This is a genomic window from Dactylosporangium sp. NPDC005572, from assembly GCF_040605515.1.
In the GTDB taxonomy this organism is placed as follows: domain Bacteria; phylum Actinomycetota; class Actinomycetes; order Mycobacteriales; family Micromonosporaceae; genus Dactylosporangium.
Map to the genome: position 1 here is coordinate 94,152 of NZ_JBEXCY010000015.1, position 11,865 is coordinate 106,016.

Consider the following 11,865-nt stretch of genomic DNA (forward strand, 5'->3'; position numbering starts at 1 on the left):
CGCCGGCGGCCACCGCCGATTCAGCTGTCGTCATGGACAGCCAGGACCACGCGGTGGCCGCCCCGAATCGTAGGCCCGAGCAGACCTGGACCCGGTGATGAGCTTCGACCTCGTCGTACTGGCGATGAACCCGAGCGCGACAGCAGCAGAGGCACGCGCCATGGCCGAACGCTGCGAGTATGAGCCCGAGCGCCACCCAGAAGGTGACATCGACCCACGGATCGCGGCGTTCTACGAAGAGCTCACCCGGCACTTTCCCGACCACCCGCCGTACTCCGACGACCTGCCCTGGTCATCGACGCCACTTACCCTCGGCATCGACCACGTCGTCATGTACATGCGCACGGGCGAGGTCAGCGACCCGGTGATCCCGCTTGTGAAAAGCCTCGCGCGGGAACATCACCTGGTCATCTACGACGGACACGGAGACGACGTCCACCCGCCTGCTCAGTAGCCGCGTCCCCAGCGCATGCGCGGCCTCATAGCATCGGTCGGTGCGTACTGTCTGGACCACCGACCAGGGGCCCGATCCGGCACTGCGGCAGACATTCGCCGCCGACCGGCCGGCTGCCGTCGCCGCCGCGGTGGTCGGCGGGATCGACGTCCTGGTCACGCTTGTGGACGAGCATGAGGACTTCGACTGTCACCTCGGCGACCTGCACCACGAGCGTTGCCCCGAGCATGGCATGCGTATCTGGGACCGTGCCACCGGCACCCTGATCCGCGCCGTGCCGGTCGTCTGCGACAACAGCGCAGGGTATCCGGCGGTGCTCGTCACCGTCGTGGTCGGCGGCCGGCCCCTCGCCGTGGTCCGTGACTGGGCGCGGCCGCCCAAGGTGGTCGACCTGGAAACGGGACGCCGCATCGGAACGCTTCCCGGCCACGAGGGTGCCACCGAGGTTCAGGACATCGCCACCGTGGAGCTGGCCGACGGCCCCGCCGTGGTGACCGCAGGCTGGGACGGCATCCTGCGCGTCACGGTGCTGCCGACGGGTCGGACCACGACCGTGGTCACCGGCGAGCGGTCGAACGCGGTCGCCGTCGTGCGCATCGGCGGACGCCCCGTCGCCGCGACCGGTCGCGACGCCGTGACGCTGTGGGACCTCACCGACGGCAGCAGAGTAGGCGTCCTCGCAGGGCGCGGCGACCAGGTCGCCGCCGCGATCGTGAGCTGGCCGGACGGCGACCCGTTGATCGCCGTCCTGGACACCGGCGGCGGGATCGGACTGTGGGACGTCGGCACCGGGCGTCGCCGACCTCTCGGCCTACGACCTGCGCTCAGACCGTGGAGCATCGCCACCGCCGTCGCCGCCGACGGCCGGCGCCTGCTCGCCGTCGAGGACGGCGAAGCGGTGAGCCTGTGGGACGTCCACGCCGACGCGCCGTTCCGGCCGCCGCTGGTGGGGCCGGTCCGGCACGCCCGGATGCTCGCCGACGGCCCCGGCACCTTGGTCATCGGCTCGTCGGCCGACGATGCGGTCTCGGTGTGGCGCCTCGACGATGGCGGTCGGCCGTACATCGGAGCCGGTCATCGCACTGACATCCGCTGCCTCACCGTCACCCCGAACGGGAGGATCGTGGCGGGCAGCGGCGACGGCACCCTCAGCCGCTGGCGGCTCGCCGACGGCGTTCGGGAGCCCGACCTCGATGCGCTGCCCGGGAGAGTCAACGCCGTTGCGGCGGTGCCCCACGGGACGCAGACGCACCTGCTCGCGGTCGGCGGCGAGGTGGGCGGCATTCAGGACGGCATGCTGCACCGGTGGACCGACGAGCGCCTGGAGCCGGCGATCGCGCTGGACCACCGCGGAGCGACGGACATCGCCCTCACGTTCTCCGTCGGCAGCGAGCCGGCGGTACTCACCGCCGGATGCGACGGCCAGGTACATCTCACGCAGATCCGCACCGGGCTTCGCCTGGGCACCATCTCGCAGACCTATCAGCCCCGTGGCGTCGCGATCGGCCTGATGGCCGGACAACCCGCCGCCGCGATCAGCTGGATGTTCGGCCCGTTCACCGTCTGGGACCTCGCCACCCGCACCGAGATCTCGACCCCGGCAGCAGCCAACGTCCGGATCGGCGAGGCAGCACGCGCGTGGATCGACACCGACATCGGCCCGGCCGTCGTCACGGTGCACGGGTCGCTCGTACGGCTGCACCACCTCCTGACCGGCGCCGTGTCGCAGCTGCAACCCGGTCATGACGAGCCGGTGACCGCGCTCGCCGCCGATGACCCGGCCCGCCCCGCGGCGGTGGCGATCGCGCGTACCGACAGCAGCGTGGCAGTGGTCGATGCCACCGCCGATCGGGAGGTCTGCCGGTTCACACTGCCGTACCCGGCTACCGCACTGGCCTGGGCGCCGCGCGGCCTCCTGGTCGCGGCATGCCGCCGGGACCTTCACTGCGTCGAGGTGCCCGGCTTCTGAGCCGGTGTGCTACGGGGCGATGCTGCGGAGTACGCAGAACTCGTTGCCCTCCGGGTCGGCCATGACCACCCAGCTCTGGTCGCCCTGGCCGAGGTCGACGCGGTTGGCGCCGAGCGCGATCAGCCGGTCGACCTCGTCGGCCTGGCTCGCGTCGAACGGGATGACTTCGAGGTGGAGGCGATTCTTCGTGATCTTGCCCTCCGGGACCCGGATGAACATGACCGTCGAGGGCATCGGCTGCTGCCGTACCGCTTCCACGGTCGGCTCCCACGAGGCGATCTCGACCTGGTCGCCCTTGTCCTCGATGACCGTGTAGTCCAGGACGGCTGCCCAGAACCTGGCCAGTCGGTGCGGGTCCCGGCAGTCAACCGTCACCTGCAGCAGTCTGCTCGTCATAGCGGCCTTTCCCACAGTAGCCGAGAGTCGATGCGTCGAACGTGCTCGAAGCTACCGGGGCGGGTTCCGTTCGTGCCGGGCTTTTCCTGAGGCAGATGAGGTACCCCATGCAAAGTTTGGGGCTGGGTGAGCGCGGCCTACATCTCGGGCGGCGCGAACATGGCGCCGGTGCCGGGGCTGGCCGGGTGCCCGTCGGGGTTCGGTGCCAGCGCGTCCTATCCGCACGATCCCGGCTATCACAGCGGCATCTTCAGGACCCCGATCGACTACGCGTCGATCACCTGGATCGACGCGCCCATCGTTCGCTACTTCTGAAGGCTCATCCTTCGGTTGCTACCGCTGCGACGGCGGCGTGGCGGCGATGGGTGCCGTCGCTGGGGCGTGGCAGGCGGTCGACTTCGGTGAATCCGGCTCGCGTCAGTCGCTCGGCGAGTTCGTCCAGGGGCCAGCGGTAGGCGGTCGCGACCTTGTGGTCGAAGGCGGAGAGCTCGTCACTGTCGAAGACGCCGAGTACCAACGTGCCAGCGGGGGCCATTGCTCGGCGGAACCTGGCGAGCATGCCGTCGAGCCGTTGTGGCGGTAGGTGGATCAGCGAGTACCAGGCCAGGATGCCGGCGATCGAGTGGTCAGCGGCGTCGAGGTCGTCCATCGAGCCGAGCCGGTACCTGCCGCTCGGGTGGGTCGCCTGCGCGTGGGCGATGAACTCGGGGACCATGTCGACTCCGGTGGCGTCGACGCCCAGCGAGCGGAGGTAGCCGGTGATGTGGCCGGGCCCGCAGCCCAGATCGAGCACCGGGCCGGGCCGGCCCGCCAGATGTCGTGCGATGAAGGCCAGGTCGTCGGCGTGGACCTGCTCGCTCGAACCGAACAGCTCGATGTAGAGGTCCGCGACGGACGAATATGCCTGCCGAACGTGCTCGATGTTCACCGCGTGACTACCTGTCCTCTGCAACCCTGGGCCAGCTGTAGGCGAATGAGAGTGAGAACGTCCGCTCCACCCAGTCTCTGGTCGGCTCGCCGTCGGCGGGGCCCGGGCGGGTGGTGGCGAGCCGTTCGCGTACCGCCGCAAGCTCGGCGGAGCGCTCCTGCGCGGTGGTGAGCCGGCCGGCGTCGAAGGCCAGCTCCCAGACCCGCTGGAAGCCGTATGCGGGACGGAAGCCCATGTGGAGCCGGCCGATGTCCACGTACCCGCCGCCGATCAGCAGCCGGCCGGTGAACGCGACCGGCACCGCCAGTCCTCGGTACACCTGGACGCCGCGGCGGCCCTCGACGGGCGGCACGCCGAGGTGCGCGCCGTCATAGGCGGGGCCGGTTTCGAGCTCGGCGAGGACCAACCGGCCGTCGTCGACCCGGTACGAGGCGATGTAGCCCCGGTAGCACGCCGTGCTGGTCGGCTGGGCGCCGGCCGCCTCGAACAGGCCGCTGCCGTCGACGGCGGTCACGCCGAACGGTTCACCGCGCCACTCGACCTGGTCGGCGAACTGTCCCGTCACAACAGCGAGTAGAGCACATCCGGGCCGCCGCCGCGGTCACCGGTCGCCGGGTTCGTGGCGCTGCCTGGCCCGTTCGGCGGCCTGGCGGGTGTCGTCGTCGAAGAGGACGAGACGGACGAGCTCGACGGTCGGGGGCGGGGTCTGCAACGCGGTCAGCGCCTGGGTGACGGCGTCCTCCTTGGGCCAGCGGTACACGCCGGAGGAGATCAGCGGGAACGCGACAGAGATGGCGCCGAGCTCGGCCGCGACGGTGAGCGCGTTGCGGTAGCAGCCGCGCAGCAGCGCCGAGCGGTCCTCCGTCGCGCTCCACACCGGCCCGACGGTGTGGATGACCCAGCGGGCGGGGAGGCGGCCGGCGGTGGTGGCCACGGCCTGCCCGACCGGCAGGCCCCGGCCGTACCGGCTGGCCCGCAACGCCCGGCATTCCGCAAGGATCTCGGGCCCGCCCTTGCGGTGGATCGCACCGTCGACCCCGCCGCCACCCAGCAGCGACGAGTTCGCGGCGTTGACGATCGCGTCGACCCGCTCGGCGGTGATGTCCCCGGTGACAAGCTCGATCTGCACGATCGACATCATCGCCCATGCCCGCACGGTCCGGGCGGAGGACAAAAGCAAAGGCAAGGAGATTTCGCTCCTTGCCACTTCTAACGTATAGCGCACCGGGGGGCTTGCGGCAAGACCCCGGTCCTACCGCAGAATCGGCGGCCGGACACGGCACCGACGAGGCATGGGGGTACGACGTGGGTTACGTGCTGGATCTTCAAGAGGTTGACGGGACGCAGGTCGCGGCCGTCGGTGGCAAGGCCGCGCACCTGGGCGGGCTGGCGCGGATCGACGGCGTCCGCGGGCCGGCCGGCTTCTGCGTCACGACGGCCGCCTTCCGGCGGATCATGGCGGAGGCGCCGTCGATCGACGAACGGCTCGATCAGTTGTCGCGCCTGAACCCGGATGACCGGGAGGCGATCCGCACGCTCAGCGCGGAGGTCCGCCGGACCGTCGAAGGGGTCGCCATCCCCGGCGATCTCGCGGCGGCGATCACCGGCGCGCTCGGTCGGCTCGGCGAGCGTGAGCAGGCCGCCTGCGCCGTGCGGTCCAGCGCGACGGCGGAGGACATGCCGACGGCCTCCTTCGCGGGCCAGCAGGACACGTACCTGAACGTCGTGGGCGCGGCGGCGATCCTCCAGCACGTCAGCCGCTGCTGGGCGTCGCTGTTCACCGAGCGGGCCGTGACCTACCGCCTGCGCAACGGCTTCGACCACCGGAAGGTCCACATGGCCGTGGTCGTGCAGCAGATGGTCTTCCCGGACGCGGCCGGCATCCTGTTCACGGCCGACCCCGTCACGGGCAACCGGAAGGTCGCCACCGTGGACGCCGGCTTCGGCCTCGGCGAGGCCCTGGTCTCCGGCCTGGTGAACCCGGACGTCTACAAGGTGCGCGACGGCGAGATCGTCACCAGGGCGGTCGCCGCCAAACAGCGTGCCGTCCAGGCTTCACCGGCCGGCGGGACGCAGGAAGTGGCGATCGAGCCGCAGCGGCAGGAGCAGCCGGCGCTGACGGACGCGCAGGTCGTGCGGCTCGTGCGGCTCGGGCGGCGGATCGAGGCGTACTTCGGCCGCCCGCAGGACATCGAATGGTGCCTGGTCGACGATGACTTCCAGATCGTGCAGAGCCGGCCGATCACCACGCTGTTCCCCATCCCCGAGACCGGCGACCAGGAGCACCACGTCTACGTCTCGGTCGGTCACGGGCAGATGATGACCGACGCCATGAAGCCCCTGGGACTCTCCTGCTGGCAGCTGACGGCCATGGCGCCGATGCACGAGGCCGGCGGGCGGCTGTTCGTCGACGTCACCCGGCGGCTGGCCGCGCCCGCGAGCCGCGCCGGCCTCCTGGAGGTCATGGGGAGAGGCGACCCGCTGATCAGGGACGCGCTGGAGACCGTCCTCGACCGCGACGACTTCGTCCCGACGCTCCCGGACCCGGCTCCCGGCACGCCGTCGCCGGGTGGCGCACCGGCACCAGCGCCGATCGACACCGATCCGGCCATCGTCACCGAGCTGATCGAGCGCAGCGAGGCGTCCATCGCCGCCCTGCGGCGCGACATCCGGACGAAGACCGGACCGGCGCTGTTCGACTTCCTGCTGGAGGCATTCCAGGAGCACAAGCGGGTCCTCGGCGATCCGCTGAGCATCCAGGCGATCATGGCGGGGATGGAGGCCACCTGGTGGCTCAACGACCGGCTGCGGGAGTGGCTGGGGGAGAAGAACGCGGCCGACACGCTCACGCTGTCCGCCCCCGGCAACATCACGTCGGAGATGGGACTGGCGCTGCTCGACGTCGCTGACGTGGTCCGCCCGCATCCGGAGGTGGTGGCGTACCTGCGGGGCGTCGAGAACGACGGCTTCCTGGACGAGCTGCCGAAGTTCCCGGGCGGGGCCGAGGCGCGCGACGCCATCGAGGCCTACCTCGAGCGGTACGGCATGCGCTGCGTCGGCGAGATCGACATCACGAGACCGCGTTGGCGCGAACGCCCCACCACGCTCGTGCCCGTGATCCTCGACAACGTCAGGAACTTCGCGCCGGGCGCCGCCGAACGGCGCTTCGAGCAGGGGCGGCAGCAGGCGCAGCAGAAGGCGCAGGAGGTGCTCGAACGCCTGCGGGCCCTGCCGGACGGGGAGCGGAAGGCCGACGAGACCAGGCGGATGATCGACCGGGTCCGGACCTTCATCGGCTACCGGGAGTACCCGAAGTACGGCATCATCAGCCGCTACTTCGTCTACAGGCAGGCCCTGCTCGGCGAGGCCGAGCGCCTCGTGCGGGCCGGCGTGCTCCCCGAGCGGGAGGACATCTTCTACCTCACGTTCCAGGAGCTCCACGACGTCGTGCGCACCAACCGGGTGGACGACCGGCTCATCCAGCGGCGCAAGGACGCGTTCCGGTCGTACCAGGCGCTCACGCCGCCCCGGGTGCTGACATCGGACGGCGAGGCCGTCAACGGGGCGTACCGGCGCGACGACGTGCCGGCCGGCGCCCTGATCGGCCAGCCGGTCTCCGCCGGGACCGTCGAAGGGCGCGCCCGCGTCATCCTGGACCTGGCCCAGGCCGACCTCGAACCGGGCGACATCCTCGTCACGGCCCACACGGACCCGAGCTGGACGCCCCTCTTCGTCGCCGTCGCCGGCCTGGTGACGGAGGTCGGCGGACCGATGACCCACGGTGCGGTGATCGCCCGGGAGTACGGCCTGCCGGCTGTCGTCAGCGTGGTGGATGCCACCCGGCTGATCGCCGACGGGCAGCGGATCCGCGTGCACGGAAGCGACGGGTACGTCGAGATCCTGGGGTGACCGTCAACCGGCGTCGTAGCGCCACAGCTCGGGCACCGCCCGGACGAGGAGCGCGACGGTCGACACGGTGAGCGCGCCGCCGATGCCGACCGCCCAGCGGGCGCCGAGCGCGGCAGCGCCGAAGCCGTGCAGCAGGTTGGCCAGCTGCGGACCGCCCATCAGCACGACGGTGAGCGAGCCCTGGATCCGGCCGCGGAGGGCGTCGTCCGTATGCGCCTGGGAGATCGCGTTGCGAAAGGTGCTGAGGACGAAGTTGACCGCACCACCCGCGACCAGCGCGACCAGCGCGATCCGCAGATCCGTGGCCAGGCCGAGCAGCACCACACAGCCACCCCACGTCATCGCGGCGGATGCCATGAGCGCGCCATGCCGCCTGGCTCGACTGAATGCTCCGGACAGGAGCCCGGCGAGGAGCACACCGGCCGGGTACGCCGCGAACAGCAGGCCGAGCGCGACGCCGCCGCCAACGGGGCCGCCGTACGTACGCTCGGCCAGCTCCGGAAGCAGCGCGACCGGCAGCGCGAACACCATCGCGGCGAGGTCCACGGCGAGGATCGCGACCAGCACCCGATGGCCCGCGAGGTACCGGAAGCCGTCGCCCAGCTGCCGGAGGGCGCGGCCCGTTCCTGCGCCCGCCGGCGCGGGCATCGCCGGCAGCCTGGCCACCGCCCACAGCACGACGCCGAGCGCGAGCGCGTCGAGCAGGTAGAGCGTGTCGAGGCCGACTGCCGGGATCAGCACACCGGCGAGCAGCGGGCCGGCGACGCCGCCGGCGTAGCGGGTCAGGGAGCTGAGGCTGTTGGCCGCGACCAGCTGCTCGGCGGGCACCACGCGGGGCACCGCGGCGCCCATCGTCGTCATGGTGGCGCCGAAGCTGACACCCTGCACGGCGACCAGCACCAGCAGCACCGGCACGGAGTCGAGGCCGAGTACCGCGTTCAGCCACAGGCCGAAGTAGGCCAGCCCGAGGCCGGCGTTGCCCGCCAGCAGCAACGGCCGGCGGTCCGTGGCGTCGGCCAGGACGCCGGACCACAGCGCCGCCACGACGAAGGTGCACATCGACACCGCCGCCGATCCGCCGACGGCAGCCGACGAGCCGGTCAGCGTGAACAGCTGCGTCGGCACCGCGATCAGGCTGAACGAGCCACCGACCGCGGTGACCACCGATGCGGTCCACAGGCGGCGGAAGGCGGGAATCGTCAGGGGCCGGCGGTCGACGACGAACTGACCCAGGTGCACCACGCCACCCCTTCGGCCCGTGTCCCCGACCTCCGCCAACACCGTGGCGGCCGACCGGCGGTCGGCACGTCGACCGTGCGGCTTCACCCAGGGGCAAGGTCAAGGCGGCGATGTGTACCGCGGCGCCGTCGACGAGGCCACCGGGCCGGCGGCGGCCCAGATTCGTCCGGCGCGTCCCGGCGGCGAGCACCGGATCCGCGGCGATCTGCTGCCTGGCCTGGCCGGCCGGGGTGGCCTCGTCGACGGCGCCGCGGTACACCTGCCCGGTACCGTTGCCTACAAGGGCATGATGCTGTCGGGGGTGCCGAACTTTGCCTACGCGATCGGCACTGCCCCGCCAGGGCGACCGGATGCCATGGAGGACCTCGATGAACTACCAGGCCGACGTCAAGCTGCTGCGCGCCGCCACGCCGATCGCCGGCGACGCAGACGACCGCTTCCTCGACCTCCCCGCCGGCCTCCGCCTGTGCTACCGGGTCGACGGTCCCGACGACGGCGCCCCGCTGCTGCTGATCGCCGGGCTGGGCCTGGACCTGACGTCGTGGCCGCCCGGGATGCTCGACGGGTTCACCGGCCGCGCGTTCCGGGTCGTCCGCTTCGACAACCGCGACGCCGGCCGCTCCAGCCGGATCGGCGCCCGACCCCCGGGCCGGGTGCGGCAGCTGCTGGCCCGGCCCCGGCCGGACGCCTACAACCTGGGCGACATGGCCGCCGACACCCTCGGCCTGCTCGACCACCTCGGCATCGAGCGGGTGCACCTGGTCGGCATGTCGATGGGCGGGATGATCGCCCAGACCCTCGCCGCCCGGCACCCCGACCGGGTCGCGAGCCTCACCTCCATCTTCTCCACCACCGGGCATCGGCGGGTCGGCCAGCCGGCCTGGTCGACGATCGCCCGGCTCGCCAAGCCGCCGGCCCGCACCGCCGGCGCGTTCGTCGAGCGGCACCTGGCGTTGCTGGCCCACATCGCCGGCACCGGGTATCCGCCCGACGAGGCGCTGGAGCGGGCCTGGGCGTCCGCCCTGTGGGACCGGCGCGGCGACCAGGGCTCGGGCGCGCCGGTGGCCCGGCAGATCGATGCCATCCGCGCATCCGGCAACCGCACCGCCGAGCTGCGGCGCATCACCGCGCCCACGCTCGTCGTGCACGGTGACGCCGACCGCATGGTGCACCCCAGCGGCGGCCGGGCCACCGCCGCCGCGATCCCCGGCGCCCGGCACGTGGAGGTCCCCGGCATGGGCCACCACCTCGCCCCCGGCGTCGTCGACCGGCTCGTCGAGCTCACCACCGAGCTCGCCGGCGGCGCCGGCGCACTGCGCGGAGAACCCGCATAACCGTACGGAAACGGGCCGTCAGTGGGGTAGCGCCTGCTGCAGCTGGCGACGCGAGGTCACGCCGAGCTTGCGGAACACCTTCCGCAGGTGGTAGTCGACGGTAGCGGCGCTGATGAACAGGTGCTGGGCGATCTCGGCGTTCGTGGCCCCGTCGCGGGCCAGCCGGGCGATCGCCTGCTCCTGCGAGGTCAGCTCACCGGTCGGCGGGGCGGTGCGGCTGCTCGCGGTCTCGCCGGTGGCCAGCAGCTCCTGCCGGGCCCGTTCGGCGAAGCCGGCGGCGCCCATCTCCTCGAAGTGCTCCAGCGCCGCGCGCAGCTCGGCCCGGGCGTCCCGGCGGCGTTTGCGGCGGCGCAGCCACTCGCCCAGCAGCAGGTGGGCCCGGGCGAGGTCGGAGCGGGACCGGGTGCACGCGAGTTCCTCGATGGCGGCGCGGTAGAGCGGCTCGGCCCGGTCGTCGGGGGCGAGCAGCGCGCGGGAGCGGGTGTGGAGCCCCTTCGCATAGGGCGAGGCGCCGTCGCCCGCCCGGTCGGCGAGCTCGGCGAGCGCACGCTCGGCGAGCAGCCGGTCCCCTGATCGCAGCGCCGCCTCGACCAGCTCGGGCAGCACCCGGCTGTGCACGTGCGTGCGGTCGCCGTCGACGAGCTGCCGCAGGATGCCGGCCGCCTCGCCGTAGTCTCCCCGCGAGATGGCCAGCACGGCCAGGCCGATCATCGAGGTCGCCACACTGGCGCCCATCCCGAGCTGGCGCGAGGTCTCCAGGATGAGCTGGATGTGCTCGCGGGCGCCGGGCTGGCCCCGCCAGGCGACCAGCTCGGGGGAGCGCAGCACCTCCCAGTGGGCCGGTGTGGCGCCGATGCCGGAGCGGGCTTCGGCCAGCTCGATGAGGAACGCGTCGGCGTCGGCGAGGTGGCCGTAGATGGCTTCGGTCAGCGAGCGGCTGTAGCAGATGACGTCGAGGACCCCGAGTGCACCGGTGCGGCGGGCGACGGTCGAGGCCCGTTCGAGGATCCGGTCGCGCGTTCCGGCCTCCATGATGAGCGTGCAGGAGAAGACGGTGACGAGCCAGTTGCGCAGGAACTCGTCGTCGGGTGTTGCCGGGTCGGCCGCGGCCTCGACCGCCTGCCGGATACGGGGCGCAGCGGCGCGGTGCCCCTCGGTCAGCATCGTGCCCAGCCCGCGCAGCAGCAGGTCCACGAGGGACTTCGGGTGCTCCGGGACCAGCTCGTCGACGTGCGCGGCCAGCTCGTCGAGCGTGACGTCCTGCATGAGCAGTTCGGCGCTGAGGGCCAGCTCGAAGGCCCGCAGCAGCGAGTCCCGGGCGCGGGGCGGGTCGTGGTCGCGGAACGCCTGGGCGGCGGCCAGCCATACTGCCGCCTGTCGCGGCTGGGTGTCGGGGTCGCCGAGGTACGCCAGGACACCGGCGCGCACGGCGATCGCCCGTCCCCGGTCGGCCGGGTCGATGTCGTCGGGCGCCAGACCGTCCAGCAGCGCCCGGGCCTGGACCGCCGCGCCGGCCATGAGCGCGGAGTCGGCCGCGTCGATGACCCGCCCGGTGCGCACCGGCCCGGGCGGGCTGAGCTCGGCGGCGCGCAGCAGGAACGCCGTGCGGGTGGCGTGCCCGCCGCGGTCGCCGGCC

General features: G+C 72.5%; 11 protein-coding genes. 5 read left to right on the forward strand and 6 right to left on the reverse strand.

Annotated features, from left to right (window positions below; all coding sequences use genetic code 11):
* The first annotated feature begins 97 nt into the window (after positions 1 to 97).
* On the forward strand, positions 98 to 454 hold the full coding sequence (locus ABZS66_RS11275; RefSeq protein WP_354756981.1) for a hypothetical protein: 357 nt from the start codon (positions 98 to 100) through the stop codon (positions 452 to 454).
* 40 nt (positions 455 to 494) lie between these two features.
* Complete coding sequence (locus ABZS66_RS11280; protein WP_354756982.1) at positions 495 to 2,423, forward strand: WD40 repeat domain-containing protein; 1,929 nt, start codon at positions 495 to 497, stop codon at positions 2,421 to 2,423.
* 9 nt (positions 2,424 to 2,432) lie between these two features.
* Here ABZS66_RS11280 and ABZS66_RS11285 read toward each other — a convergent pair whose 3' ends face one another.
* Positions 2,433 to 2,819, reverse strand: a complete 387-nt coding sequence (locus tag ABZS66_RS11285) for a VOC family protein (protein WP_354756983.1) — start codon at positions 2,817 to 2,819, stop codon at positions 2,433 to 2,435.
* A gap of 126 nt (positions 2,820 to 2,945) precedes the next feature.
* On the opposite strand from ABZS66_RS11285, the gene ABZS66_RS11290 reads away from it, so the two are divergent.
* Complete coding sequence (locus ABZS66_RS11290) at positions 2,946 to 3,134, forward strand: hypothetical protein (protein ID WP_354756984.1); 189 nt, start codon at positions 2,946 to 2,948, stop codon at positions 3,132 to 3,134.
* A 4-nt stretch (positions 3,135 to 3,138) separates the two neighbouring features.
* On the opposite strand, the gene ABZS66_RS11295 is transcribed toward ABZS66_RS11290, so the two are convergent.
* The 3 genes from ABZS66_RS11295 to ABZS66_RS11305 are packed head-to-tail and all read right to left on the reverse strand — an operon-like array spanning position 3,139 to position 4,876.
* Positions 3,139 to 3,747: a class I SAM-dependent methyltransferase gene (locus ABZS66_RS11295; protein WP_354756985.1), complete on the reverse strand. Its 609-nt coding sequence runs from the start codon at positions 3,745 to 3,747 to the stop codon at positions 3,139 to 3,141.
* Between the two features lie 7 nt (positions 3,748 to 3,754).
* The gene (locus tag ABZS66_RS11300; RefSeq protein WP_354756986.1) at positions 3,755 to 4,312 is read right to left on the reverse strand and encodes a hypothetical protein; all 558 of its coding nucleotides are present in this window, start codon (positions 4,310 to 4,312) and stop codon (positions 3,755 to 3,757) included.
* A 36-nt stretch (positions 4,313 to 4,348) separates the two neighbouring features.
* Positions 4,349 to 4,876, reverse strand: a complete 528-nt coding sequence (locus ABZS66_RS11305; protein WP_354756987.1) for an O-acetyl-ADP-ribose deacetylase — start codon at positions 4,874 to 4,876, stop codon at positions 4,349 to 4,351.
* A gap of 176 nt (positions 4,877 to 5,052) precedes the next feature.
* On the opposite strand from ABZS66_RS11305, the gene rph reads away from it, so the two are divergent.
* A complete protein-coding gene (rph, locus tag ABZS66_RS11310) occupies positions 5,053 to 7,656 on the forward strand; it encodes a rifamycin-inactivating phosphotransferase (RefSeq protein ID WP_354756988.1) in 2,604 nt (867 codons plus the stop codon).
* A 3-nt stretch (positions 7,657 to 7,659) separates the two neighbouring features.
* Here rph and ABZS66_RS11315 read toward each other — a convergent pair whose 3' ends face one another.
* A complete protein-coding gene (locus ABZS66_RS11315) occupies positions 7,660 to 8,895 on the reverse strand; it encodes an MFS transporter (protein ID WP_354756989.1) in 1,236 nt (411 codons plus the stop codon).
* Between the two features lie 368 nt (positions 8,896 to 9,263).
* On the opposite strand from ABZS66_RS11315, the gene ABZS66_RS11320 reads away from it, so the two are divergent.
* Positions 9,264 to 10,229, forward strand: a complete 966-nt coding sequence (locus ABZS66_RS11320; protein WP_354756990.1) for an alpha/beta fold hydrolase — start codon at positions 9,264 to 9,266, stop codon at positions 10,227 to 10,229.
* An 18-nt stretch (positions 10,230 to 10,247) separates the two neighbouring features.
* Here ABZS66_RS11320 and ABZS66_RS11325 read toward each other — a convergent pair.
* Positions 10,248 to 11,865, reverse strand: a 1,618-nt coding sequence (locus tag ABZS66_RS11325) for a LuxR C-terminal-related transcriptional regulator (protein WP_354756991.1), incomplete at its 5' end; no start/stop codon positions are given.

Bases quoted from the DNA above. Each gene is read 5' to 3' on its own strand.
- ABZS66_RS11275 (WP_354756981.1), top strand. From the start codon at position 98: ATGAGCTTCGACCTCGTCGTACTGGCGATGAACCCGAGCGCGACAGCA.
- ABZS66_RS11285 (WP_354756983.1), bottom strand. From the start codon at position 2,819: ATGACGAGCAGACTGCTGCAGGTGACGGTTGACTGCCGGGACCCGCAC.
- ABZS66_RS11320 (WP_354756990.1), top strand. From the start codon at position 9,264: ATGAACTACCAGGCCGACGTCAAGCTGCTGCGCGCCGCCACGCCGATC.